Source organism: Thiorhodococcus minor (genome assembly GCF_010820565.1).
In the GTDB taxonomy this organism is placed as follows: domain Bacteria; phylum Pseudomonadota; class Gammaproteobacteria; order Chromatiales; family Chromatiaceae; genus Thiorhodococcus; species Thiorhodococcus minor.
Map to the genome: position 1 here is coordinate 1 of NZ_JAAIJQ010000050.1, position 26546 is coordinate 26546.

Here is a 26546-nt window from a genome sequence, read left to right on the forward strand (position 1 = left end):
CATAGGATCTTGGCCCTTGTCCCCTGGAACACTTAAATCTGACCACTGACCCCTGACCACCGACCACCGACCACCGACCACCGATTCCCGCGAGCCCCCCATGCCCAAGATCAACATCACCGACGTCATCCTTCGCGACGCCCATCAATCCTTGCTCGCGACGCGCATGCGGACCGAGGACATGCTGCCGATCTGTCCCAAGCTGGATGCGATCGGGTACTGGTCGCTGGAGTGCTGGGGCGGTGCGACCTTCGATGCCTGTGTGCGCTTCCTGAAGGAAGATCCCTGGGAGCGGTTGCGCAAGCTGCGCGAGGCGCTGCCGAATACGCGGCTGCAGATGCTGCTGCGCGGTCAGAACCTGCTGGGCTACCGGCACTACTCGGACGACGTGGTCCGCGCCTTCGTGCATCGGGCGGCGGACAACGGCATGGATGTCTTCCGCATCTTCGACGCGCTGAACGATCTGCGGAACCTCAAGACCGCCATCGAGGCGACCAAGGCGGCCGAGAAGCATGCCCAGGGGACCATCTGCTACACGGTGAGCCCGGTCCACGATGTGCCCGGCTTTGTCCGGATGGGCAAGGAGCTGGCGGCCATGGGGTGCGACTCCATCGCCATCAAGGATATGGCCGGCCTGCTGACGCCCTATGTCACGGCGGAGCTGGTCAAGGCGCTCAAGGATAGTGTCGATCTGCCGCTGCACCTGCACTCGCACGCTACCTCGGGTCTCGCCGACATGTGCCATCTCAAGGCGGTCGAGAACGGCTGTGACACCATCGATACCGCCATCTCCTCCATGGCCGGCGGCACCTCGCACCCGCCGACCGAGAGCATGGTCGCGGCCCTGCGCGGGACGGAGCACGACACTGGGCTGGACCTGGAGGCCATCCAGGAGATCGGCATGTACTTCTATCAGGTCCGCAAGAAGTACCACCAGTTCGAGAGCGAGTTCACCGGGGTCGATACCCGGGTGCAGGTCAACCAGGTGCCCGGCGGCATGATCTCCAACCTGGCCAACCAGCTGAAGGAGCAGAATGCGATCGACCGCATGAGCGCCGTGCTTGAGGAGATCCCGCGCGTGCGCAAGGACCTCGGCTATCCGCCGCTGGTCACGCCGACCTCGCAGATCGTCGGCACCCAGGCGGTCCTGAATGTCTTGACCGAGAAGCGCTACCAGACCATCACCAACGAGGTGAAGCTCTATCTCCAGGGGCGCTATGGTTCCGCGCCTGCGCCCGTCAACCCGACGCTGCAGCAGCAGGCCATCGGCAAGGAAGAGCTGATCGACTGCCGTCCGGCCGACCTGCTCAAGCCCGAGCTCGATCGGCTGACCAAGGACATCGGCCCGCTCGCGGGCTCGGACGAGGACGTGCTGACCTTCGCCATGTTCCCGGAGATCGGCCGCGCCTTCTTGGAGCAGCGTGCCGCCGGCACTTTGCAGCCGGAGCCTTTGGAGGCGCCCAAGACTGCGACCAGCGAGGTCAAGTCCGCCCCGACCGAGTTCAAGATCAACGTCCATGGCGAGACCTATCACATCAAGGTCACTGGCGCTGGGCATAAGGAGCAGGCCGAGCGGCACTTCTACTTCACCATCGACGACATCCCCGAAGAGGTCGTGGTCGAGACCCTGGACGAGCTGGTCCTCACCGGCGGCACCGAGGGCGCGGTCAAGAAGGCCATCGCCGGCAAGCGTCCCAAGCCCAGCCAGCCCGGGCACGTGACCACCTCCATGCCGGGGAACATCGTCGAGGTGCTGGTCGAGGAGGGCGATACCGTCACGGCCGGGCAGTCCGTCCTCGTCACCGAGGCCATGAAGATGGAGACCGAGATCCAGGCGCCGATCGACGGCACCGTGACAGGCGTCTATGTCAGCAAGGGGGATGCGGTGAATCCGGACGAGGTGCTGCTGGAGATCTCGGCCTAAGCGAGGCCGCTGCTCCAGCCCAAGCATCGCCCGCAAGCGGGCTCCTACGGAGACGGGCGCTTAGGAGCCCGCGCCTTGATCGCCAGTCGGGCCGGTAGGGTGGACGAGCGAGAGCGAAGTCCACCGAATCCCGCGCCCGCGCTGGTGGACTGCGCTGCGTTTGCCCACCCTACAGCGAGAGGTCGGGCCAATCGATGATCGACGCCGGCGTCCGCTTGCGGGCGACTTCAAGCCGGCAAAAAAATGCGAATAGCCTGCCGGTTCTTTCGACGCTCAAGCGCGCGAGGCTTCATCCGCGGAGGACGCCCATTCGCTCTCTCTGTGCGCCCGCAGGTATTGCTCCAAAGTCTCCGCATCCAGCGGCCTGGAGAAGAGGTAGCCCTGGCCGATCCGGCAGCCTTCGCGGACCAGGAAGTCGAGCTGCTCCTTGGTCTCGATGCCCTCGGCGAGGACCTCGAGCGAGAGGCTGTGTGCGAGCCCGATGACGGCCCGCGCGATGGCTGTGTCGTTCTGGTCGGCCGGGAGGTCGGCGACGAAGGATTGGTCGATCTTGAGCTTGGTCAGCGGCAGGGAGCGCAGATAGCCGAGGGACGAATAGCCGGTGCCGAAGTCGTCCACGGCGATCCGGACCCCGAGCTTGCGCAGGCGCGCGAGCCGCTTGGCCGAGAGCTTGGGGGCCTGCATCATGATGGACTCGGTGATCTCCAGCTCGAGCGATTCCGAATCCAGGCCGCTGTCCTCCAGGGCGATGTGGACCATCTCGACCATGTCCTCCTGGTCGAATTGCTTGACCGACAGATTCACGCTCATGAGTGCGGTCGTGGGCACCACGGCCGTCTCCTGCCACTGCCTCATCTGGCGCGTCGCCTCGCGCAGCACCCATTCGCCGATCCCCAGGATGGTCCCGGACTCCTCCGCGAGCGGGATGAAACGGGCCGGCGAGACCAGACCCATCTCCGGGTGCTGCCAGCGCACCAGGGCCTCCACCCCGCGCACCGCGCCCGTGGCCAGATCGAGCTGCGGCTGGTAGTGCAGGACCAGCTCATTGCGCAGCACCGCCTGATGCAGGCTGGCCTCCAGCAGCACGCGCTCGAAGGCCTTGGAGGTCAGCTCCTGGGCGTAATACTGATAGGTATTGCGTCCGTCCTCCTTGGCCCTGTGCATGGCCGCGTCCGCATTGCGGACCAGCTCGTCGACGCTGGTGCCGTGCTCGGGGTAGAGGCTGAGGCCGATGCAGGCGCCGAGAAAGAGGCCGTGGCCGCGAACCTGGAAGGCCTCGGCGAAGAGGCCGAGGATCTTGCGCGCGACCAGGGCGGCGTCAGAGTCCCGCTTGATCTCGGTGAGGATGACGGCGAACTCGTCGCCGCCCATGCGGGCCACGGTATCGTCCTCGCGGAAGAGGGTACGGAGCCGCTCGGCGACGGCGCGCAGCACCTCGTCGCCATAGTTGTGATCGAAGCTGTCGTTGATGTGCTTGAAACGGTCGAGGTCGACGAAGAGCACGGCGAGCTTGGTGCCGCGTCTGTGGGCGCGGCGGATCCCCTGGCTGAGCCGGTCCGCGAACAGGAGCCGGTTCGGCAGCCCGGTCAGAGCGTCGTGCTGGACCAAGTGCGCGTAGCTCAGGTCCTTCTCGCGCAGCTCCTCCATGAGCGCGAGCTGCTCGGTGATGTCGCGCGAGGACTCGATGATGCCGATGAGCGCATGATCCTCGTCGCGCAACGGGGTGGCGACCACCTCGAAGGTCCTCGGCTCGCCGTTGCGTCCGCAGTGGTTGTGGATGACCTTGCAGGGGCGGCCGGTGGCCAGGACTTCCAGCAGCGGACAGGGATGGTCCTCGCCCGAGCAGGGCTGCTCGCTGCCATGAGAGATCTGGTGACAGGTCAGTGCGGTGGGGCCTAGCTGAGCCGCCGCGGCCGTCTGACTCGCGACGCGGTTCATCCGCAGGATCCGATAATCGGTCCCGATCACCATGATGGGGTCGTCGATGCCGTCGATGACGTTCTGCAGGAAGGCCCGCTCGGCCTCCAGGGCCTGCTTGGCGCGCCGCTCCTCTGTCATGTCGAGCGCGGTGAAGGTCGTGCCCGCCGTCGGCTCGTCCTTATCGATCGGGGTCGCGCTGACGAGGACGTCGATGTGGTCGCCCGTCTTGCGTTGGAGGTGCGTGTCGAGACACCAGGTTCCGGTCCGCTCTATCTGTGCCCAGGTCGTCTGGTCGACATGGTCGAGCTCGCAGTCGCTCGGATAGACCAGGCGCGCGCTTTGGCCCAACAGTTCCTCGCGCGAATAGCCCACCATGGTGCAGAAGGTCGCGTTGACCTCCTCGAAGACGCGCTGGCGCATGAGGCCGATCCCGATGGGGGCGGCGCGGAAGATGCTGCTCAGGGTCTGCTCGCGCGCGCGCAGCGCATGCTCCGCTCGCTTGCGCTCGCTGATGTCGCGGGCCACGCCGAGCCCCATCCAGCGCTCGCCGAGCTGCATCGCGGACAGCGAAAGCTCGATGGGGACCAGGCTACCGTCCTTGTGCCTGGCCTCCAGCTCCAGTGTCGTGCCAACGGCCGGGCCCTTGCCGGTTCTGGCGAAGTGTGCGATCCCGTGGCCTGCTGATTCCTGATAGTGCTCGGGTGCCAGGAGTGCGTCGAGCCGCTGCCCGATGGCCTGCTCCGCGCGATAGCCGAAGATCTGCTCGGCGGCCGGGTTCCAGGTGGTGATCCGGTCGGACGCGGCGTCCGTGATGATGAAGGCCTCGCGGATGCTCTCGAGCGCGGCGCGCAGCTGCTCCTCGCTCTCGGCTAGGCGCCGCTCGGCCGCCTTGCGCTCGGTGATGTCCTGGAGATAGCCCTCGAGGCGCAGGACCCGGCCCTCGCGATCCGTGATGGGGCGGGCGCGGCAGTGCACCCAGCGCTCCTCGCCGCTCGGCCGTCGGATGCGGTAGTCGATATCCTTCTCGCGGGCGCTCGCGACGCTGTCATCCAGCGATGTGTAGAGGTGATCGGCGTCCTGTGGCCTGATCAGGGGCCTCAGTGCCTCCTGAGTGGCGGGTGTCGTCGGATCCAGCCCCATGATCCGATAGACCTCCGCCGACCAATGTCCCGAGCGGCTGTCGGCATCCAGGGACCAAAACCCGAGCTGGGCACTGGCCTGGGCGTCGCGAAGCTGCTGATCGCGCAGCGCGATGGCGTCGGCCATGCGGTTGAAGGAGCGGGCCAGCTCGGCCAGCTCGTCGTGACCTGGAGCGGGGATGCGTGCCGCGTAGTCGCCCCGCTCGAGTGCCGCGGTGCCCGCTTGGATTCGCCGCAATCGGCCGATGACGAAGTGCTGCAGCAATGCGCCGCCGACCACGAAGAGGATGAGGAAGACCAGGGCGTGGTCGCGCAGGCTGGTGAGGAAGAAGGCGTTGGCGCGTGCCTCCAGGTCGTCGACCGCGAGTCTGATGCTGGTGATGCCCCGGATCGACCCTTCCGTGTAGCCGGATGCCGGGCTGAGCTGTCCGGGTTCGGACTCGGCGCGATCTGCGGGGCCGCCATGGCAGGCGAGGCAGTAGGACTGGGTGCGAATCGGCTGCGTGTAATAGTAGAAATGCCTGCCATCCGGCGCCTCGAAGGGCGTCAGCAGCTCGTCCGCATCGGCATTCGCCGCAAAGTAGGCAAGCGCCTCGGACTCGACCGCGTCCGGGCGGTTGCCGGGATTGGGGCTCTCGACACTCGCGATCTTGATTCGCAGCTGGCTGGCGTCCCGAGCGCGCATCTCATCGGTCATGCGTGCCATGGCGTGAATCGGCAGCAGGCTGACGGTCTGGTCGGTGATCGGCTGGTCGCTGGCCAGGAAGAGCTGGCTGTAGACCTCTTTGGTTGCCGCGAGCACGGCACGCAGGGTGTGCGCCTCGATGAGCACGGCCTCGACGATGTCCTGCCGCGAGGAGCGGTAGTGGTCGACCTGCACGGCCAGGAAGCCCGCCAGCACCGCGACCCCGGTCGCGAGCCAGATTTCGAGCTGAAGGCGCGATAGCCGCGGGCGCTTGCGCATCTCAGCCGTTCGTCACCGTCGATGCGCCTCCCTGCGGCCTTTCCGGATGCCGATTCCCTGGAAGCGGAGTCCGCCCCTGCGGGAAGGCGCCATGCGCTCCAGCCGCTGTGGCGGAGCGCAGCCGGATCATCCTAGATCCGGCGGTTGGACGGCCTCCAGGGTGCGTCCAGCGTGGTGTCTGGCAAGGCGCAACGAGGCGTCGTAGTTGTTCTACGACAACGCGTTGCAACGCAGCCAGACGCCGCGCGGGGCGTGCACTGGGGGCCGTAGCGACCTTCACCCGGCGGGTGAGCAGCAGAAAGCCAGGATCTCGATCATGATCCATGTGTTGCATGGAGTGCCAAGCGGTCAACTGCCGGATCTAGGATCATGGGAGGGGCCTTCGGTGGGGGCCTGATCGAGGCCTTGTCGTGGGGCATCGGGCAGTGGTCCGAGGTGAGGTCGCCTGAAGCAGATACCCTACTAAAGTAGTAATTTTCAGGTCCCAGGTCCAGGGGCGGCACCTGGGTGCGATTCCCGGCCGCGCGGGGCATGCGTTGACGGCTCGGCATCCTCAGGCCCAGGCCGCCGCAAGCGCCTCCGGCGGCAAGGGGCGGCCGAACAGGTAGCCCTGCGACTCCAGACAGCCTTCCTGGCGCAGGAAGCCGGCTTGCTCCTCGGTCTCGACGCCTTCCGCCAGGGTTTCGAGTCCCAGGCTGTCGCCGAGCGCGATGACGGCACGCACGATGGCGTCGTCATTGTCGTCTTGCGTGAGATGCTCGACGAAGGAGCGGTTGATCTTGAGCCGATGCAGCGGCAGCCGTTTGAGATAGTCCAGTGACGAATAGCCGGTGCCGAAATCGTCGATGGCCAGGGTGATGCCGAGCGCCCTCAGGTCGCGCAGGGCCTCTACCGCACGCTCCGGGTGGCGCATGATGGTGGATTCGGTGACCTCCAGCTCCAGGCGCTCGGCGCTCACGCCCGAGGCGACCAGAACGGCGCGCACGCGGTCGACCAGCCGCCGGCCTTCGAGCTGGTGGACGGAGAGATTGACCGCGAGCCTGGGTATCCGGAAGCCTTGCCCGTCCCAAGCCGCCAGCTGCCGGCAGCTCTCGCCCAGCACCCAGGTACCGAGCTGATCGATCATGCCGATGTCCTCCGCGAGGGGGATGAAGCGCGCCGGGGCAATCGGCCCGAGCTCCGGGTGCTGCCAGCGGCACAGGGCCTCGACGCCGATGAGCTGGCCGTCCGCGAGCCTGATCTGAGGCTGGTAGTGCACCGCCAGCTCCTCGCGCTCGATGGCCCTGCGCAGGTCGGTCTCCAGCCGGAAGCGGTCCTCGGCGCCCTCGGCCATGCTCGGCTCGAACAGCGCGAAGGCGTTGCGCCCCTTGTCCTTGGCCCGATACATCGAGATGTCCGCGTGACGCAGCAGGGTGTCGATGTCGTGCCCGTCGTCCGGGTAGATGCTGACGCCGATGCTCGCGGTGACGAAGAGGTCGCGGCCGTGGACGTGGAAGGGCTGGCTGAAGATCTGCAGGATGCGCTCGGCGAAGACGGCCGCGTCATCCGGGCGCGCGATCTCCTCCAGCACGATCACGAACTCGTCGCCGCCCAGGCGGGCGATGGTGTCCTCGGCCCTGACCTCGAGGGCGAGCGATTCCGCCGCGCGCTTGAGCACGGCGTCACCGAAGAGATGCCCCAGGGTGTCGTTGATGACCTTGAAGCGGTCGAGGTCGATGAAGAGGAGCGCCGCCTTGCGCCGGTTGCGGCTGGAGCGCTGGATGCAATGCTCCAGCCGGAGCTGAAAGAGACTGCGGTTGGGTAGGCCGGTGAGCGCGTCGTGATGCGCCAGGTAGGCGAGCTGCTCTTCCGAGCGTTTGATGTGGCTGATGTCGCGAAAGACGCCGACGTAGTGGGTGATCTCGTCGGCGCCGTCGAGCACGGCGCTGATGGTCATGAGCTCCGGATAGACCTCTTCGTTCTTGTGAAGGTTCCAGATCTCGCCGCGCCAAAAGCCTGTCTCTTCGAGCGATCTCCACATGGCCTGGTAGAAGGCGGCGGGGTGCCGGCCCGATTTGAGGATGCGCGGCGTCTCGCCCAGCACCTCCTCCTCGGCGTAGCCGGTGATCTCGGTGAAGGCCTTGTTGACGGCCAGGATGCGCTCGTCCGGATCCGTGATCACGACGCCGTCCGCCGTGCTTTCGAAGACGCGCGCCGCTTGCCGCAGCGACTTCTCCGCCTCCACGCGGGCGGTGATGTCCTGCACGGCACCGACGAGTCTGTCGATGCGGCCGTCGCTCAGCACGGGCTGACAAGTCAGCTGGAGCCAGGTTTGGCGGTCGTCACGCCCCGCGAGGCGCACTTGAAGATCATAGGGGTGCCCCTGGGCGATCGCATCCCGGTTCGCGGCTTGCAGCTTCGGCCGGTCTCTGGGATCCACGAGCGGAGCGAGATCCGTTAGCCTCGCGACCCGCGCGGGCTCGACCTCGAGGATCTCGCGCGCCACCTCGGTCAGGTTCAAGCGCTGGCTGATGGGGTAGAGCTCCCAGCCGCCCACTTTCGCAAGACGTCCGGTCGCATTCAGCAGCTCCTCGCTGCGCTCCAGGGCGTCTTGGAATTCCTTGCGCTCGGTGATATCCAGGGCCGTGACCACTAGGCCGCGCTCGGGGTTGTCCGTGTCGAGCGGGCAGGCCGAGATGAGGACGTCCAGCGGCCTGCCGTCGCGTCTGCACCATTGCGTCTCGACGGCGCGGACGGCCGGGCTGGTCTCGGCGTACGGGGGCTCCGCGCCGACCTCGCGATAGGCGGCATCGCTGCAATAGAGGGCGCGCGCATCCACACCGATCAGCGCGTCCCCCGGATAGCCGAGCATGTCGCAGAGCGATTGGTTGGCCTCGCGAATCACCCTGTCCTGCGAGACCCCGATGCCGACCCGGGCGGCGCGGAAGATCGCCGAGAGATGGCGCTCGCGCTCCATGACCCGCGCCTCCGCCGCGCGCCTGGCCCGCTCCTGCGCGAAGCCATCGAGGGCGAGCGACACGTCGGCGGCCATTTCTTCGAGCAGGCCCGTGATGTCCGGGGCGAAGAAGTCCTCCTCCTCCGCGTAGAGGTGCATGGCCCCCAGCGGGCGGCCGTCACGCCTGAGCGGATAGATGCCCGCCGTGCGGAGCCCTTGCTCGGCCAATGACGCCAAGCCTTCGTCATCGGCGGCTTGGTCAAGGACGTCGCGCACGCTGGCATGCTCCACCAGGCCGTTCCGCGCCTGGCGCCTGTCTCTTGTGACCCTGCGCCCGAGTTGCTCGGCGAGCTCTGCGCTGATGCCCTGCACGGCGGTCACGTGCGGCCCCTGGCCCTCTTCCGTTGCCAGCATGATGGCGCAGGCGCGCACGCCCTCGAGCTCGACGGCGATCTTGCAGACCGCGCCCAAGAGGCTGGCCTCGTCGCAACAGCGCACGATGGCTTGACTGCATCGACTCAAGGCGTCGTAGAGGCTCGTCATGCGCGCGGCTAGCCGCTCGGCCGCCTTGCGCTCGGTGATATCGCGATTGACTCCACGGCGTCCGAGGTAGCGCCCGTCCGCTGCGATCACCGCCTTGCAGACATGCTCGATCCAGCGGATCTGGCCATGGCGGTCGACGATGCGTAGCTGCATCAGGCTTCCTTCGGAGGAAATCGCCTCCCGCGTCTGGGTGTGCGCGATGTGCCGGTCCCAGTCCGCGAGATCCTCGGGGTGAACGAGGCTTCGGAACAAGTCCGGGTCGGCGAGAAAGGCCGCGGCGTCATAGCCGCTGACCGCGCTGCAGGCGGGCGAGACGTAGCGGTAGCGACCGCTGGGCTCGAGCCAGTACTCCCATTCCGGATTGTGCTCGGCGAGCACCTGGAAGCTCTCCATGCTGTCGCGCAGTCGGGCCTCGTCCCGGCGCCGGGCGAGGAAGGCGGCGACGTGGCGACCGACCGCATCGAGCAGGGCCTGCTCCTCATCGAGAAAGAGCGGGAGCTCGGAAGCGAAGGGCGGGGTCCGGTAGGCGACGCAGATCTCGCCCTCGCGATCACCGTCGACGGGAAAGCGCGTGCTTTGCGACCAGGCGGTCGGTGCGAAGCCCGGGGTCTGAAAGCCCGCGTCCGGCAGCCGAATGGCGGCCTCCGCCAGCTCCGGGAACTGCCACGCCTGCGGCAGCCGGTCAACGACGCGCTGGAGGACGCTGTCCTCCGAGTGGCCGTCCCCCGTGGTTTCGATCAAGACGTCGTGCAGCGCGGCGAGCTCCTTGAGCCGCTCCTCCAAGGCCGCTTCGCTGTGGCGCAAGCGCGCGCCGGTCTCGATGAGCTCCAAGCGCTGCCGGATCGCCTCGCTGCGATCGAGCACGGCGCAGACGAACTGCGACAGGTCGCCATGGGCGCCCGGCAGTGGCGCGATGTGCAGATCCCCTAAGAAGCCTGCTTCAGTGCCGTCGTTGAAACGGATTCCCTCGAGCGTGATGCGTTGCGTGCTGCCCAGCTTGGACCAAGCATCGATCGCGCTGCCCCGGTCCTCCGCACCGATCATGCGCGAGAAGAAGTGCTGGCGCAGATGCGAGGCCTCCAGATTGAAAAGCTTCTGGGCCGCGCCGTTGCTCTCCTTGACCAGTCCCTGGCGGTCGATCACGAGACTGGCGACGGGCAGCCCCTGGAAGAGCGCGGTGAAGCGCATCAGGGCCTCCTGCGTGCCGGCGTGACTGCGGATCAGCTCTTCATTCTGGATCTCCAGCTCCGCCTGGTAGATGCGCAGGTTCTCGACCAGGGCTCGGGCGCTGATGTCCTCCTTCCGCAGGAGCTGCTCGGCGAGGTCGAAACGCTTTTGGCGCAATGCGGCCAGGGCACGGGCCTTGACCTGCTCCGTCGGCAGCTCGAGTGCCTCGAGGACGGCGTCTCTTGGGTCTTCGTCTGTGCTCGGCTCGCTCATGGGACTGGCGGGGCCCTTGTTCGATGATTCTCGGTTCTGGCCTTTCCCTGCGTGATGGCTTCTAGGCGCGCACCACGTCTCCCGGTGCGCGCCCGATGGGCTCCCGCGCCCAGGCGGCGGGAGCTTGCCGCCTGTCGCGATCAGCAGGCGGGCGCTGCGCTCGCGGGCTCGGCGCGATCCGCCGCCATGGCGGGCTTGACCGCCGCGAGCAGCTCGGCGGTGCGAAACGGCTTCGCGAGGCAGGTTTCCGCGCCCGCCTCCAGGATCAGGTCGCGATTTTCGGGGCTGTTGTAGCCGGTCATGGCGATGACGCGGATGTGTCGGGTCTCGGGGTCGTTGCGCAGGCGCCTGCAGATCGCGAAGCCGTCGACGCCTGGCAGCATCAGGTCCAGCAGGACCAGGTCGGGCTGGAAGCGCTGCAGCCGCCGCCCGGCCTCGAAGCCTTCGTAGGCGTTGTCGATCTCGGGCGTTGGCTCGAGCGTGCTCAAGGCCTCGTTCACGAAGGCCGCGAACTGAGGGTCGTCCTCGACGACCAGGATGCGCATCCTGTCGCGCAGGGCACCGCCGAGACCCATCCCGTTGCGTCTGGCGAAGTCCCTCAGCTGCAGGGCGTCGAACCTGCGGTGCCCCCCGGGCGTGGTATGCGCGTGCAGCTTGCCCTTGCGCGCCCAGATGCGGACGGTAACGGGCGAGACCCCCAGGAGCCGCGCGGCCTGGCTGGGCGTCAAGAGGTCTTTCGTGACCATGTCGGTTCCTCCTGAGGAGTGCATGCTCAAAGCCTTTTGGTGCCTAAGTATATCGTTTTTATCGATTCAGTCAGCGGTCTCGGTTTGCCGCTCGTGGGGGGGGGGGGCGGGGGGATCGGAGAAAGGAGGCCGCAGCCGCGCGGATCCCGAGCGCGATGGATCTAGAGAGTGCCGCCAGCCGCCAGCAATCGGCCTCCAGCTGCTGGCTTGCCGAGGTCTTCGCAAATCGCGGCCTGCACCTTGAGTAGAGCTGCCAGTGGTCACCGGCAGCCAGCTTAACGCTTGGTTTCGGAGTCGCTCTTGGGTGCGCTGCGACTTGCCCAACGGCCGAGCGGCTGATCAGCGAGGAAATAGGGGAAGTGTCTGATTATCGTTTTCTGGAGGCTGGAGGCTGGAGGCTGGAGGCTGGAGGCTGGAGGCTGGAGGCTGGAGGCTGGAGGCTGGAGGCTGGAGGCTGGAGACTGGAGGCTGGCAGCTCTCTTCATGATCACCTGTGTCGAGAGATGCCTCCGAGTGTGGTCTTTCGCTCGGCCTTGTCCCGATACATGGCCTGGTCTGCCCGGCGCAGCGCCTCGCGCAGCTCGGCCGGCTCCGAGGCCGTGCCCGCGCCGACCGAGATATGGATCGGGAAGACTTTGTCCTTGCGGTTGGCCTTGGCTTCCGCGCCGCGGAGCCTCTCGAGCGTGGCGCTCGCCTGCGATGCGTCTGCCCCCGCCAGGATGATGGCAAACTCGTCGCCGCCGAGACGGGCCAGGACATCGTCATCGCCGAGGCAGGATTGGAGGACTTGCGCGGCCTTTTGGATGAGCAGATCGCCGACGTGGTGGCCAAGCTCGTCATTGACGCGCTTGAGGCCGTCGAGGTCGGCGATGACGAGACTGACGGGATAGCGGCCCTGCTTGCTCAGGCGGCTCAGCTCGTCGTCGAAGAAGGCGCGGTTGTGCAGCCCCGTCAGGCTGTCGTGCTCGCTGAGGTAGCGGATCTTCTCCTCGGCGATGCGCTTGTCGCGCAGCGCCTGGATCATCTGGTTGAAGGCGTCGGAGAAGTCGCCGAGGAAGTCGACGTGCTGCTCCAGGTCGCCTTGGGCGACTTGCTGGGTCTGCCAGGTGAGGTGGCGGAGGCTGGACTGGAGCTGCTTGAGGGGTCCGAGCAGGTGGATGCCCTGAGGCGAGTCATGGCTGAGGTCGCCGTTCGCCAGCGCGATGGACAGGCGCCGCAGAGCGGAGAGGGATTCGAGCAGCGCGTCGAGCCGCTCGGCGAGGCACTGCAGCTCGTCCGACAGCCCCTCCGCCCGGATTGGCGTGGCGGCCCTGGCGGAAAGCAGCGCGTCGATCTGCCGGGCCGCGGCCGTCAGGTAGCGGCGATCCGCCTCATTCATTCCGGAGCGATGGCGAAGCGGCAGGTGCGGTCGCCTGTGGCCCAGCAGTCGATCTCCTTCACGGAGAAGCTCCGACCGTTATAGGCATGGAGAATGCCTGCGATGAAGCCTTCGTCATAATCGCACACTGTGGTGCCCGAGACCGGCAGCCCGGAGCAGTCCAGGTCCTCAGAGACGGTGATCGTCAGGCTCTGGCCCTCCAGGTCCGCATGCTCGATGCGCATCACACCGATCCCCAGCTCCTTGAGCTTGGACTGAAGATCGGCCAGGAAGGCGCTGAGCGGCTTGCTGGTGTCGAGGGTGTTGACGCACAGCTCGCGTCCGGCGATCCAGCCCGATTCGCGCAGGATGTCGCTCGCCACGCTGTCGCCATAGCGCTTGCTCAGGGCCTCCCGCATGCTGTACTGCGCCAGCCGATAGACCGCGACAGGCATTTGCTGGCCGAGGTTGGGGCGTCCGAGCTCGATGTCTCCGAGGTCCGTCCACTGGAAGTCGTACTGCGTTCCGAAGGCAGGGGTCATGACAGAGGCCTCGCTCTCAACACCTTGGGGTTTGGACCTGGCTTGATTCTAGATCATCGCCGCCCCGCGCTCGGCGTCGGCCGAGCAGCCGTCATCCATTGATGCGCCGGCAACGGCGATCGGGTCCCTCAACCCGAGATTCTATCGCTTTTATCGAATCCCGCTAGAATCGACCGGCTAGGATGGCCTGGGTCTTGATATGGGTCACCACCAAGGGCGCGGGTGCCTGTCGAGTGAGGCGAAGACCGCTCGCGGCGGGCGCCAGCGCGTCGGGTGGCCAGTGGGGGTTGCGGACTTGCGGGAAAGACAATGGCGAATGCGATGACAGATGCCTTGCTCGAGCTGGTGCTCGCGGAGTGGGGGCCGGGAGCCATGCTGTGCTGGGGCGCGGACGGGACCCTGGCTGCCATGACGCAGGGCTTTCATGACCTCTTCGGCTTGGTCGATTGCGCCGACGCCGAGGTGGAGCGGATCTGGTCGCGGATTCGGGGGCGTTGCGCAAGCGATCCCGGCGACCTGGCATCTGCATTCGCGGGAGCGGACGACTTTGACCTGGTGATCCTTGCGGAGGGCGCGCCGCGCTCGATCCGGCTGGCGTTGCGCAGGCTCGCTCGCCCCATGCCTCTGACCGCCCTCTTGGCGCGGGATGTCACGGATCTCCAGCGCAGGGAGCGGGATCTGCGCGCGCAGTCCGATCTCCTGGAAGGCATCTTTCGCCGGCTCCCGGTCGCGCTCGCCGTGGTGGACGAGGATCGCCGCGTCCTGCGTGTCAGCGATGCCCTGGAGGATCTGGTGGGCGATGGGCTCGACGAGATCCTCGGGGAGTCGACGCGACAGCTCCATGTGGACGATGCGAGCGACGAGCGCGCGGAGGCGCTGCTCGAGGCACCCGTGGGGCATCAGCTGCTCATGCAGGCCAGGCGCAAGACTGGCGAGGTCTTGGACGTCAAGGTGACCCTGTCCGCCTTGGACGATGGGCCGGGCGATGCCAGGCTCCACATTGCGGCGGCCGAGGACGTCACCGAGCGCTTGCGCCTGGATCGGGAGCTGAGGCGTTTCCGGGACATGGTCGCGGTCAGTCGCGATGCCATTGCCTTGATCGATCCCGAGCTGAGGTTCCTGGTCGTCAATCCCGCCTATTCCAAACTCTGGGGGCTGAGCTCCGATGCGCTGGTCGGTCGCAAGGTGGAGGAGATCGTCGGCGCCGAGCGCTTCGAGGCCAAGCTCAAGGACAGGCTCTTGAGCTGCCTGCGCGGTGAATTCGAGGTCCTTCCCGTCGTCGAGGAGATCGACGGCTTTCCAGACCGCCCGCGCTGCCTGGAGGTGACCTATACGCCGCAACGCGATGCGGATGGCGTGGTCGCGGGCGTCCTCGCCAACCTGCGCGATGTCACCGAGCGTGCGCTCGCCGAGGCGGCCGTGCGCCGCAGCGAGCGGCACCTGGCGAGTGTCTTTCGTGCCGCGCCCATTGGCATCGGCGTCGTCAAGGAACGGGTCTTTCAGCGGGTCAACCCCAAATTCTGCGACCTGCTCGGTTATCGGGAGGAGGCGCTGATCGGGCGTAGCGCGCGGCTCCTCTATGTCGACGATGCCGAGTTCGAGCGCGTAGGGCGCGAGAAATACGCCATGCTTGCCGAGCGCGGCGTTGGGGAGGCCGAAACGCGGTTTTGCCGGCGCGACGGTGGCGCCGTCGATGTGCTGCTGCGGTCGGCCTGGCTGGACCAGAGCCGTCCGGAGGCGGGGGCGACCTTCACGGTGCTCGACATCTCCGAGCGCAAGCGCCAAGAGCGGGCGCTTCGGGAGAGCGAGCAGCGTGCGCGTGCCCTGCTGGAGGCGATGCCGGATCTCATGTTTCGGCTGGATCGGGAGGCTGTCTATCTGGACTACAAGGCCGCACGCGAAGACCTCGCGGCTCAGCACGTCGAGAGTCTCATCGGCCTGAGCGTGCGGGAGCTGGCGCCGGCGCCTTTTGCCGATCTCATCGAGGCGAAGATCGCCGAGACGCTGAGCACGGGCGAGCTTCAGGCGTTCGAGTTCGGCCTAGAGATTCCGGGCCGTGGGGTGCGCGATTGGGAGGCGCGCATGGTCCCGTCCGGCGCGGACGAGGTGATTGCAACGGTACGCGACCTGACCGCGCAGAAGGCCGACGCCGCCCGTCTGCACATGCTCTCGCGGGTGGTCGAGCAGTCCGCGGACGCGGTCTTGCTGACCGATATCGATTTCCGGATCAACTACGTCAATCCTGCCTTCGAGGCGCTGTTCGGTTGGACCCTCGATGAGCTGCGCGGACGCTCGCCCGATATGCTCAACGCCGAGCTGGATGCCGGGGCGCACCAGCAGGAGATCTACGCGCGCTTGGCGGCAGGCGAGCAAGTCGCCGCAGAGGTGCTCAACCGCCGCAAGGATGGCTCCCTCTTCCACTGCCGCTACTGGGTCTCGCCCTTGCATGACGAGCAGGGTGCGGTCGTGGGCTACATGGGCTCTCAGCGCGATGTCTCGACACGGGTTCAGGCACAGCAAAAGCTCGCGGCGAGCGAGGCACGCTATCGAATGCTCGCCGAGCATTCTTCGGACCTCATCGCCAAGCACCGCCTGGATGGCCGCTTTCTCTATGTCTCGCCATCCTGTCATACCCTGCTCGGCTATGAGCCCGAGGAGCTGCTGGGCCGCTCACCCTACGACTTCTTCCACGAGGACGACCTCGACGCGGTTCGCACCTCGCATGACACCGTCCTGAGCAGCCAGTCGGTCTATCGGGTGCAGTATCGCATGCGCCGCAAGGACGGCAGCTGGATTTGGCTCGAGACCAACAGCCATCGGGTTGCCCATGCGGACAGTCCGCCAGGCTTCGTGATCCTCTCCCAGTCCAGGGACATCACGGAGGCACTGCAGCTGCGCCAGGCCATGGCGCAGAGTCAGAAGATGGAGGCCATCGGCCGGCTCACAGCCGGTATCGCCCACGACTTCAACAACATTCTGGGCAGCATCCTGGGCTTTGCCGAGCTCTCGCGGCTGCATAACGCGGGCGCCGATGCCAAGCTGGAGGGCTATCTGGAGCAGATCGATATCGCCGGCGGTCGGGCGCGCGACCTGGTGCGCCAGCTCCTGGTCTTCAGCCGCGGCGACAGCACGCTCGGGGCGCAGCCGATGCCACTGGAGCCCATGGTCAAGGAGGTCCTGAAGATGCTGCGCCCGGCGTTGCCGCCCGATGTGCGCGTTCGGCTCGAGGGCGTTTCCGAGGGCTTGATCGTCGAGATCGATCCGTTGCATGTTCAGCAGATGTTGTTGAATCTGGTGCTGAACGCCCGCGACGCCATGCCCAAGGGTGGCGAGATCCGCTTGATCTTGGGCAAGACGGAGGCCGACGATACGTGCGCGATTTGCCGCGAACGGGTCAGCGGCGACTGGGTCGAGCTGAGCGTGGCGGACAGCGGCTGCGGGATCCCGAAGGAGCACTTGGATCTGCTCTTCCAGCCATTCTTCACCACCAAGGAGGTCGGCGAGGGCTCCGGCATGGGGCTCTCCGTGATCGCCGGCCTGATGCGGACCTATGAGGGCCACATCCTGGTCAGCTCGCGTCCGGGCGAGGGCAGCCGCTTTCGGTTGCTGTTGCCGCCAGCGAAGCTGCGGGGAAGCGGCGAGAGCTGACTGTCCATCTGGCGGAGCCGCGAGGACGCGGCTTGCTGTCGCTGCAGCGTTTCCAGATCAGTGCCTGGCCGTCCCAGCGACAGCAGCCGTTGGGCGTTCGATCAGTGCGTGGCCGGGTCGTCCAGAGCCCGCGCGATCGCCTCCACCAGCTCAGGCAGCACGACGGGCTTGGTCAATACCTCGGCGATAGCCAGCCTCTCCCGACTGCCGGGCTCCAGGGGCTCGTCGTTTCCGGTGCAGAGAACGATTGGTATCGCGCGGTCGATCTCCCGGGTCTGCGCGATCAGCTGTCGGCCATCCATGCCCGGGAGGCCAAGGTCCGTCAGGACGAGATCGAAGCGCTCGGGATGGCTCGCCATGGCCTCCAGTGTTTCCGGGCCGTTTGCGGCCAGGGTGATCTCGGCGCCGGCGTAGGATAGGGTCTCGCGGTAATACTCGAGGAGACTCGAGGTCATCGTCCACGACAAGCAGGCGGGGATTCGAGGACGCCGGGGCCGACCTGTGCGCGGCTTCGGCGGGCGGGAGCAGTAAGCTGACAACAGTGCTCTGGCTGACCTCGGAGTCGATGAGCAGGTGTCCGCCCAATGGCTGTAGCAGACCGGCGACCGCAGATAGGCCCATTCCGGATCCCTTGCCGACCTCCTTCGTTGTGAAGAAAGGCTGACACAGCTGATCGAGCTGCTCGCTCGTTATTCCCTGACCCGTACCAGGATCTACGACCCTGCTACGGATGTCCCGCGAGCCAGGCAGCGCTTCACGGTGATGCGCTGGGCTCGAGCTGAGACGGTCAAGGTGCCGCCATGCGGCATGACGTCCCTCACGTGGATACAGAGATCCATCGGCGTCTGTTGCAGCTGCCCGCCTGGCATGCCGACGAGATCACGCCATGGCGGTCAAGCGGCGAAGAGCTCTTTGGCCAGGGCGCGCATCATTGGGAGCCGGTCGCGGACCTGCTCGCGCACCACTCCTGCGAATCGAGCCGTTGCATGGTCCCGCGCGAGCTGCCGTTCGTAGGGCTGGCGGATGGCCTCTTCGTCTTCCAGCAAGATGGATGACACCGCCCGCGCCGAGCGCACGACTGTCACCATGGGACTCACCCTTTCTTCCGCTCCTCGTCTCTCGGCGATCATCGGGTCCAGGATGCTCTCGGAAAGCCCCCAGGCCCGCCCAAGGTGGACGCCGGCCGCCGCATAGTCGGTCCCGATCCGCGAGCGCATCAGCTCGCCGAGGCGGTGCCCGGACCCCGTCCGCCTGCAGCGCAGCATGGAATCGAGCTCTGCGGGAAGCTGGCTGGCGAGCCAGAGCAGGCCGATGCGATGCAGCAGGCCGGCGGCATGCGCCGCTGGCGGGTCGAGCCTCAGTTCCCGTGCCGATAGCGTTGCGAATTCACGTGCGGCCGCGGCGGTGAGCATGGCATGCGTCCAGTAGTGCTCGCGATCGAAAGCCGGACAACGTTGTGGATTGAAGGGCGCGGCCACGCACACGGCGATACTGACGGTACGCACAATGTCCAGGCCGAGCCGTGTGCACGCCTGCTCCAGTGAGTCGATCGGGCGGGCGGGCGAGGACCAGCCGGAGTTGGCCAGCGCGATCAGGCGAAAGGTGATGCCGGGAAAGCGCTCCAGTGTGGCGACGATTTGCTGGAAGCTGTTGGTGTCGCTCGACAGCGCTTGCAGCAGGTAGGGCACGCCGGGCGCCAAGACAGGCGCGGCTCTGGCATCGAGGCGTGTCAACAGCGGATCACCTATCTGCGGGCGCTCGATCATGGCTCAACGGACGGCGCGGGATCCCCGGGCATCTCCTGCATCGCCGGGGCGAAGAAGTCGGTCGTCACGAGCGCGGGCACCCGCGTCGGCGGTACCGGCTTGCTGAAGCAATACCCTTGCGCTTCGTCGCACCCGATTCCCAGTAGGGCGCCGGCCTCGTCCCTGGTCTCGACGCCCTCGGCCACGACCCGGCATCCCAGGGCGCGCGCGAGGCTGACCACCGCGCCGACCATGCTCGCCGCAGTCCTGCTCTTCAGCATGGTGCCGATGAACTGTCGATCGATCTTGAGGCAATTGATCGGCAGATTCACGATCGAGGCCATGGATGAGCATCCCGAGCCGAAATCGTCCAGCGCCAACCTGATCCCACGGTCGCCGAAGGCGCGGAACCGTGCCGCAAGATCGAAATCGACCTGCGAGGAGCGCTCTGTCAGCTCGAGCTCGAGATCGGTCGGCGAGAGCCCGTTGTCTCGAGCTGACGCGACGACGAAGGGCAGCAGCTCCGGATTCTGGAAATGGGTGGGCGAGATATTGACCGCAAGCTCGAAATCGGGCAGGCCTTGGCGTCGCCATTCCGCAAGCTGCCGGCAAGCGGTGGTCAGCACCCATCGATCAAGCCGCTCGATGATGCGAATGCGTTCGGCTGTCTCGATGAATTCGTCGGCTGCCAATAGGCCGTGCTCCGGATGCCGCCAACGGACAAGGGCCTCGACGCCGCTCAGGCGGCCGTCTTGGAGATCGACCTTTGGCAGGTATAGCAGCTCGAGCTGGCCGTCCTCGATCGCAGTGCGCAGGTCGTTCTCCAATTGCAGCCGTTTTCCGGCCTGAGCGGTGAGCTTCGGTGCATAGAAGGCGTAGCGATGCTTGCCGGAGCTCTTGGCGACATACATGGCACTGTCCGCTGCCTTGAGCAAAGCCTGCGGCGCATAGGCGTCGGCGGGGAATCGCGCGATACCGAGACTGGCGCGCGGCTGGTGCAGCCTCCCCACCAAATCGACGGGCTCGTTGATCGCGCGCAAGTAGCGCTCGGCGGCGCTCCCCAGAACCACATCATCACCCCAACCATCGAGCAGGACGCAGAATTCGTCTCCACCGAGCCGGGCGGCGAAGTCCGATGCACGAAGCTCGTCCTTGAGCCGTTGGGCCACGATCTGCAGGAGTCGATCGCCAGCGTCGTGTCCAAGACTGTCATTGACGTCTTTGAAGGCGTCCAGGTCGAGGTAGAACAAGGCGAAAGGTGCTGCATGCCGCCGATGCGCCTTCACGCGGTTCTCGAGATGCAGTTGGAGGTACGCCCGGCTGGCCAGACCGGTCAAGGTATCCTCGTAGGCGAGCTGGCGGATCCGCTCCTGGCTTTCGCGCTGACGCGTGACGTCCTGAACCGTGCCCAGCAGGATGGCCGTCTCATCCTCCGCTCGCCCGATCTCTTGATGGATGAAGGTGACCCTGCCGTCGGGATCGAGCAGACGATAGTCCGAAACCGCAATTGCGGTTTCGTCGTCGAACGCCTCCATCTGCTGGCGCAGATCGTTCCGATCCTCGGGGTGCACATGCTCGAGATACTGCGCGAGCGTGATTTCGGTTTGCCTGTAGCCCAGGCCGCAGATCTCGGCGAGCTGCTCGGAGAGCACCAGCAGGTCGCGCCGCTCGTCCCAGCGCCAGTAGCCCAGTCTCGCCATGTGCTGGGTGGCTGCAAGCTGCCGTGTCAGCTCGCGCAGGGCGCGCGCGTCGGCCGCCGCGCGCAGCTGAAAGCCAATGCGTTGGGCAGTGACGGGATAGTTGAGCGGCTTGATCTCGAAGCCATTGGCCCCGGCCGTGAATGCCGAGCGGACCGCAAACAGATCGTCGGTGCCGGTGACCATGAGGATCGGGACATGCTTCATCGAAGGAAGTAAGCGCAGTTGGCGGCAGGTCTCGAACCCGTCCATGTCCGGCATGAGATAATCGAGCAGAACGAGCTCGGGGGCGTTCTCGCGACAGGCGGCAATGGCTTCCGCGCCGTTGGCCGCCTCCTTGATCGCGAACCTCTCAGCCGTGAGCGCCTCGCCGGCCGTGCTCCGAAACCTGGCATCGTCGTCCACGAGCAGGATCGTCTGCCCTTCGCCCGCACCCTGAAAGGGAATCGGGAGCGGCTTCGGGAGGACCAAGGTGGGTTGCTCGCGCAGCGCACGCAACACCGCCGGCAAGGCATCGCCCATCGCGTGGATTCGCCGATGCGCCTCCTCCAGCCGCCCATCCCGTGCAGCGGCCTCGGCGGCCGCGCACAGCTCGGCGAAGGCCGTGGCGCCGAGATTCATGCTGGCCGACTTGAGACTGTGTGCGATCCGCCGAACCGTCTCGGAATCTTGCCGCGCCGCGGCCTGCCGCAGCACGCCGAGATCGTCCGGCGCAGTCTGCAGATATGCGGCGATCGCGTTGCCGAGGATGTCTCTTCCGCTGCCCGCGCCGGCATCGCGCAACTGCCGGATCAGGCTCTCATCGAGCAGGCCCATGGCGTCTGGCTCGGCGGCGCGCTCGTGAGGATGCTGGAGAGCCTCGGTCGCTTCCGGGGTGTCCTCGGCGGCCGGCAGCCAGTTGCGGAGCATCGTCCGCAATGTCTTGCGTTTGAACGGCTTGCTCAAGTAGTCGTCCATGCCCGCGGCGATGCAGCGCTGTGGTGTCCCTTCCCGTCGGTCGGCCGTGAGGGCAATGATGGGCACCCGTTGGCGCCGCTCGCGCTCCTCGGTCCCTCGGATTGCCGTCGCTGCCGAGAAGCCATCCATCTCCGGCATGTAGCAATCCATGAAAACCAAGTCGCAGGCGTCCGCGGCGTAGGATTCCACGGCCTCCTTGCCCGTATGCGCCACCTGAACGCTTGCCCCCAAGGCTTCGAGCATGCCGACCGCCACCTCCTCGTTGACGCGATTGTCCTCGGCCAGCAGCACCCTGGCGTGATAGCGCCGAGCGCTCGACGGGGGGCTGGCCGACGGGGCTTCCGTCGCTTCCCCCCGCAGGCGCAGCAAGCAGCTCCGCAGTCGCTCGCGACGAACGGGCTTGTCAAGGATGCCGTCGATGCGGTAGCGAGGCGCAACGTCGGCGAGGTCCCGCCCTCCCCCGCGACGGAGCAGGATCAGCCGTGGCTGCGGGACATCTTCGCTCTCGCGGATGGCGGCAACCAGCTCCAGCCCATCGCCGTCCGGCATATCCTGGTCCAGCAGGACCAGCCGAAATGGTGCGCCGGAAGCCCCGGCTTGCCGCAGATGCCGCAGCGCCTGGAATGCCGAGCCCACGCATTCATTGGGCATGCCCCATGCGCGGAGCTGCTCATGGAAGATGCGGCGGTTGACTGCGCGATGGTCGACGATCAGCGCGCGCAGGTCCTGGAGCTGCTCGGGGGGCTGGTCCGAGGTTGCCCGCGCGTGGCCAGCGCGCAGCGGGACTCGACAATCGAAGCACGCCCCCTGGCCGATCACACTGCGCAGGGTGACCGTCCCACCCATCAGATCCACCAGTTGCTTCACGATCGCGAGCCCCAGTCCGGTACCGCTATGGCGCCGGGTCGTCGACGCATCGGCTTGAGTGAACGCATCGAAGATGTGGCTTTGCAGCGACTCCTCGATCCCTGGTCCGGTATCGATCACGCTGAGCTTTACGTCGCATCCCCCGGCTGGGTCGGCGCTGACCGAGGCCACGAGACGAACCTCCCCTTGCGCCGTGAACTTGACGGCATTGCCGAGCAGATTGACGAGCACCTGCCGTAGGCGCACCGCATCGCCGCGCACTTGTCCGTGCAGGTCGTGGGGGATGTCCGCGATCAGCTCCAAGCCTTTGCGATGGGCGGACTCGGCCAGCAGCTCCAGCGTGTCCTCGAGCAGCTCGCGCAGATCGAAGTCTTCCTCGACCAGCTCCAACCGACCGGCCTCGATCTTGGAGTAGTCCAGGATGTCGTTGATGACCGTGAGGAGCGACTCCGCGGAGCGATGTGCGTTTGCCGCCAGGCGCCGGGCACGCTCACTGAGATCGGCGTCCAGCAGCAGTTCCGTCATGCCCAGGACGCCGTTCATCGGAGTGCGAATCTCGTGACTCATGGTCGCCAGGAAGGCGCTCTTCGTGCGGCTCGCCTCCTCGGCGGCGTCTTTGGATTTAACCAGCTCGCGGGTGCGCTTCGCGACTTCGTCCTCGAGATTCTGCCGCTGCGCGAGCAGGCGTTCGCGGTTGGCGCGAAGATTCGAGTGCATCTGCCTGAAGACCCGACTAAGCTCGCCGAGCTCGTCGTTGCGCCGGATATCCATCGGCTCGACGTCATCGCCCCGACCGATTCGCTCCGCGCACTGCGACAGCTGCTTGATGGGTCTGACCAGGTTTCGCGAGACGACGACTGCCAGCAGGAGAGCGAGCATCAGCATCGCGCCCATGGTCCAGGCTGTCGTGATCAGGCTGCGCCGCGCGCCCGTTTCACTGATCGCCCGAAGGCGATCGCGTACCTCGGCGACGTCGCCGGCAATGGTGCTCAACGGCAGCCCGAGGCGCACGGTGCCGAGCCGTTCGTCGCCGATGGCCAGGGGCAGCGCAAAATCGATATGGTCGGAGGCTTGCTGAATCAGTAGACGCTCGGCTGCGACGGCGGCTGTCGTCAAGGCGTCGTCCGGCAGGTCTCCGAAACGCCTGAGCTCTTCGGTACCGTCGTGGATGAGCTCGCCGCGCGGACCGACGATGTAGACATAGAGCACCTCGTCTAAGTGCAAGGTCGTGCTGGTGAGCTCGTACATGCTCTGCATGTCGTACTCGTAGAGCGGATTGACCAGATTCGCCCCAAGCAGCCTGACCATGCTCTCGCCGCGATCTTGCAACTGCGCGATCAAGCGTTGCTCCATCTGCACCGCCGTCAAGACCGTCAGCTGCTGCGCGCTGTTGCGCGATTGCGCCGAAAGCACCGTGGCTAGGGTGACCACGGCCACCGTGACGAGCGTCAGAATCGTCAGGGTGTAGCGTACCTGGAGGGGTGACCGTGGCATCAGAGCGCCGTCTCGAGCCGCTCCTTGATTTTGCGGATCCTTTCGATGCCGGCGCGTACATCGACCCCGATCTCCTCGAACCGCGTGGTCTTCTGATAGGCCTGCAACGCCGACGCGGCATCCGGATCCTCGTGGGCGGTCAGCAGGAGACGCTTCAGCCGTCTCTTGACATCCGGCCGCAAGTCCTTGCGCACGATTTCAAGGGCGCGCGGGATGGGCTCGCTTCGGTGGAAGATCGACATCGCCGCCCGAAACGCCCTTGGCAGATGGTCTTCCTTCTCCCAATCCTGGTTGGCGAAGGCCCCGGCGTCGACCAGTCCCTTGTGGACCCAGGTGGACATGTTGATCTCCTGCTTCGCGAACACATAGCCGACCGCATCCGCTGAGGCTGCGTCTCGCGGTGTTTCCAAGCGCTCGAGCCGCAGGCCAGCGTCCGCCAGGATCGCCGCGGGAACGAGGAAGCTGGATGTCGACCCCGGATCCTCGAAGGCGATGACCCGCCCCACGAGGTCCGCCAGGGTCTTGACCCCGCTCTCCTTGCGCGTGAAGAAAACACTGTGATAGGTGGGAACGCCCTTCTTCCACTTGAGTGCCAGGATCTCGGCACCTGCCTGCTCCTCGAATTCGATCGCTGGAAACACCGTCTCGGTCACCCAATCGATTCGCCCGCTTCGCAAGTATCGAATCATCTGTCGGTTGTCGCGGGCCATCAGCACCTTGACCCGGTCGATGCCGAGATCGTGCATATTCGCTACAACGTAGTCGGCGATCGGCTTCAAGTAGAGATAGTGCTTCTTCGGGTTGGTGCTGATTTTGCCGATGACGAGTGTGCGATCGCGCGCCTCGTCGGCGGCGGACGCATCGCCGAGGGCCATGGCAGCCATCACGGCCAGCAGGACGAGAAGCGCGCGAGCGCGCAGCGTCGCGGCGTCTCTGCCAAGGGTTGGGGGCGGCTTTCGAACCTGCATGGCAGCTCTCCGGTGGCGCTCAGAAATCGATTTGCGCGCGCAGCTGAATGATCCTCGGATCGTCATCACCGGCCACGTCGCCGTCATCGTCCGCGTTGGCATCGTTATCGACACGGATGTAGTTCGCCATGAGGCGGGTGTGGGCGTTGAGATACCAATTGAGGCCGACGGTCATCTGACCCGCGCGGCCGCCGGCAACATCGTCGTCGTTGAGATCGAGCGAGCTGTAGCGCAGCGCCAACTCCCAGGCGCCGCCGGGGGCGATGGGGCGGATTCGCCCGAATTTGCCAGCCTTGGGCTTATAGTTGCGCGATTCGCCGGTGAGAAGCCAACTGCCGTACAGGTACCAGCCATCGAAGGCTAGATTCGACTGTCCGGCGCCGCGATCGACGGCCGCGGCGACGTATTCGCCTTGCAGCGAGAACGGCCCCTCGACCCATGCGGCTTCCAGGCCGGCCAGATCGAGATGGCTCACATCCGTGATGCGGCCGGTGTTCAAGTAGCGCACGTCGGTGATGTGGCTCTCCGGGCGCGTATCGAGCTCGATTTCCTTGGTCTCGTCGGGAACGCGGTGCGAGAGCGCCGCCCCGAAATGCAGCGCGCGACGATCCTCGCGCCAGGGGGCATAGGTCACTCGGCCAGTGATGCCCCATCCCTCGTCGCCCTCGTCGCTCACATCATCGTCGAACGACTCGCCGAAGACTCCGCCAGCCGCCGTCCAGCCCGAGCCGCGCGACCCCAGACCAATGCCGATATGCCTGCCCGGCGCCAACGCATTCGGCAGGGCGCGCTCCATGAACGTCATGTACTTGGAGCTGGTGAGCTCCTCCAGGCTGAACGGCTCCTTGAACTGCCCAACCCTGATGGTTGCCGGCCACAAGCCGAGATACTCGATGAAGGCGTCCTTGACGTCGGCGTCGCTGCCGGCGAAATCGACCCCGAGCTCGTAAGCGTAGTCGGAGAAGAGCATGCCCTCTGCCTCCAGTCTGGTGCGGCGCAGCTCGGTCCCGTCCCCGAGGTCGTTCGTGTCCTCGCGATAGAAGGCCGAGTCGATCATCAGCCGGCCACCGAGCCCGAAGCTGAAGGCACCGTCATCCGTGCTGACCTCGAGCCCGCCTGCGGTGTCAACCGCGACCCGCGGAGCCTCGGCTTCCAGTGCCTCGCTCGCGACGCCGTCATCATCGAGCGCACCCCGCAGCGAGTCATACTGCTGCTGTGTCAGGGTGCCGTTCTGCAGCAGCATCTCGAGCAAACGGTAGAACTCGGCCTCCCCCGCCGTTGCGGTGGCGGCAAAGAGAACAACCGTGGAAATCATCATTCCCCAATGCTTGGACGCGGACATCGTTGGGCACCTTTGTGAGGGTTCTGCGGCTCCCTGCCTTCTGGCCTGATTGCCGGATAATCCGATACCCAGTAGCGCCGAGTCGAGGCTCGCCCGGAAAGGGCGTCGGCAGACAGGTAGCCGCATTCGGGGCTATGTGACCACTGGCGCGATGCCGACGTCGGGCGCTCAGCCAACCCAGGCGGCATGAGGGGAAACCGCCTGCGCAGTGATGTGGATACTATCCGAGCCGGCGGTTTCGCGGTATGGCCAGGTTTCGCTTCCGAGATGTCGTTCAGAAAACAATCTGATCGCGCATCCCTTTGTTGGTGTCTGCGA

General features: G+C 66.2%; 12 protein-coding genes and 1 pseudogene. 2 read left to right on the forward strand and 11 right to left on the reverse strand.

The genetic code is table 11. The annotated features are described in order from the left end of the window. The first annotated feature begins 100 nt into the window (after positions 1-100). Positions 101-1924 (forward strand): sodium-extruding oxaloacetate decarboxylase subunit alpha, encoded by a 1824-nt coding sequence (gene oadA / locus G3446_RS16115; RefSeq protein WP_164453857.1) that lies wholly within the window; start codon positions 101-103, stop codon positions 1922-1924. A 273-nt stretch (positions 1925-2197) separates the two neighbouring features. Here the strand turns inward: oadA and G3446_RS16120 are convergent, their stop codons facing one another. The 5 genes from G3446_RS16120 to G3446_RS16140 all read right to left on the reverse strand — a co-directional run bounded on the left by G3446_RS16120 (position 2198) and on the right by G3446_RS16140 (position 13510). Continuing rightward, positions 2198-5947, reverse strand: coding sequence for an EAL domain-containing protein (locus G3446_RS16120; RefSeq protein ID WP_164453858.1), 3750 nt, complete (start codon positions 5945-5947; stop codon positions 2198-2200). A gap of 553 nt (positions 5948-6500) precedes the next feature. Further along, entirely contained in the window at positions 6501-10865 is a 4365-nt protein-coding gene (locus G3446_RS16125) for an EAL domain-containing protein (RefSeq protein ID WP_164453859.1), read from the reverse strand. A 140-nt stretch (positions 10866-11005) separates the two neighbouring features. Then, positions 11006-11611, reverse strand: coding sequence for a response regulator (locus G3446_RS16130; RefSeq protein ID WP_164453860.1), 606 nt, complete (start codon positions 11609-11611; stop codon positions 11006-11008). A 487-nt stretch (positions 11612-12098) separates the two neighbouring features. Then, a complete protein-coding gene (locus G3446_RS16135; protein ID WP_164453861.1) occupies positions 12099-12989 on the reverse strand; it encodes a GGDEF domain-containing protein in 891 nt (296 codons plus the stop codon). Next, positions 12986-13510 (reverse strand): V4R domain-containing protein, encoded by a 525-nt coding sequence (locus G3446_RS16140; protein WP_164453862.1) that lies wholly within the window; start codon positions 13508-13510, stop codon positions 12986-12988. Before G3446_RS16140 ends, G3446_RS16135 begins: the two co-directional genes overlap by 4 nt. Positions 13511-13831: 321 nt before the next feature. Between G3446_RS16140 and G3446_RS16145 the strand changes: the two genes are divergently transcribed. Beyond that, complete coding sequence (locus G3446_RS16145) at positions 13832-17158, forward strand: PAS domain-containing sensor histidine kinase (RefSeq protein WP_164453863.1); 3327 nt, start codon at positions 13832-13834, stop codon at positions 17156-17158. Positions 17159-17259: 101 nt separating this feature from the next. Here G3446_RS16145 and G3446_RS16150 read toward each other — a convergent pair whose 3' ends face one another. From G3446_RS16150 to G3446_RS16175, 6 genes and pseudogenes are all read right to left on the reverse strand, one after another. Further along, positions 17260-17613: a response regulator gene (locus tag G3446_RS16150; protein WP_164453864.1), complete on the reverse strand. Its 354-nt coding sequence runs from the start codon at positions 17611-17613 to the stop codon at positions 17260-17262. A 73-nt stretch (positions 17614-17686) separates the two neighbouring features. Further along, positions 17687-17989 (reverse strand): annotated as a pseudogene (locus G3446_RS29190) (ATP-binding protein); the annotation flags it as partial. A 62-nt stretch (positions 17990-18051) separates the two neighbouring features. Further along, a complete protein-coding gene (locus tag G3446_RS16160) occupies positions 18052-18891 on the reverse strand; it encodes an HDOD domain-containing protein (protein WP_164453865.1) in 840 nt (279 codons plus the stop codon). A gap of 29 nt (positions 18892-18920) precedes the next feature. After that, on the reverse strand, positions 18921-23918 hold the full coding sequence (locus G3446_RS16165; RefSeq protein ID WP_164453866.1) for an EAL domain-containing protein: 4998 nt from the start codon (positions 23916-23918) through the stop codon (positions 18921-18923). Beyond that, entirely contained in the window at positions 23918-24886 is a 969-nt protein-coding gene (locus tag G3446_RS16170; RefSeq protein ID WP_209262468.1) for a phosphate/phosphite/phosphonate ABC transporter substrate-binding protein, read from the reverse strand. The genes G3446_RS16165 and G3446_RS16170 overlap by 1 nt, the downstream gene beginning before the upstream one ends. Before the next feature lie 19 nt (positions 24887-24905). Next, positions 24906-26204: an OprO/OprP family phosphate-selective porin gene (locus G3446_RS16175; RefSeq protein WP_164453867.1), complete on the reverse strand. Its 1299-nt coding sequence runs from the start codon at positions 26202-26204 to the stop codon at positions 24906-24908. Positions 26205-26546 lie beyond the last annotated feature (342 nt).

Coding starts and splice junctions, on each gene's coding strand:
- G3446_RS16170 (WP_209262468.1), bottom strand. CDS start 24,886: ATGCAGGTTCGAAAGCCGCCCCCAACCCTTGGCAGAGACGCCGCGACG.
- G3446_RS16130 (WP_164453860.1), bottom strand. CDS start 11,611: ATGGTCACGAAAGACCTCTTGACGCCCAGCCAGGCCGCGCGGCTCCTG.
- G3446_RS16135 (WP_164453861.1), bottom strand. CDS start 12,989: ATGAATGAGGCGGATCGCCGCTACCTGACGGCCGCGGCCCGGCAGATC.
- G3446_RS16175 (WP_164453867.1), bottom strand. CDS start 26,204: ATGATGATTTCCACGGTTGTTCTCTTTGCCGCCACCGCAACGGCGGGG.
- oadA (WP_164453857.1), top strand. CDS start 101: ATGCCCAAGATCAACATCACCGACGTCATCCTTCGCGACGCCCATCAA.
- G3446_RS16120 (WP_164453858.1), bottom strand. CDS start 5,947: ATGCGCAAGCGCCCGCGGCTATCGCGCCTTCAGCTCGAAATCTGGCTC.
- G3446_RS16140 (WP_164453862.1), bottom strand. CDS start 13,510: ATGACCCCTGCCTTCGGAACGCAGTACGACTTCCAGTGGACGGACCTC.
- G3446_RS16165 (WP_164453866.1), bottom strand. CDS start 23,918: ATGCCACGGTCACCCCTCCAGGTACGCTACACCCTGACGATTCTGACG.
- G3446_RS16150 (WP_164453864.1), bottom strand. CDS start 17,613: ATGACCTCGAGTCTCCTCGAGTATTACCGCGAGACCCTATCCTACGCC.
- G3446_RS16145 (WP_164453863.1), top strand. CDS start 13,832: ATGACAGATGCCTTGCTCGAGCTGGTGCTCGCGGAGTGGGGGCCGGGA.
- G3446_RS16125 (WP_164453859.1), bottom strand. CDS start 10,865: ATGAGCGAGCCGAGCACAGACGAAGACCCAAGAGACGCCGTCCTCGAG.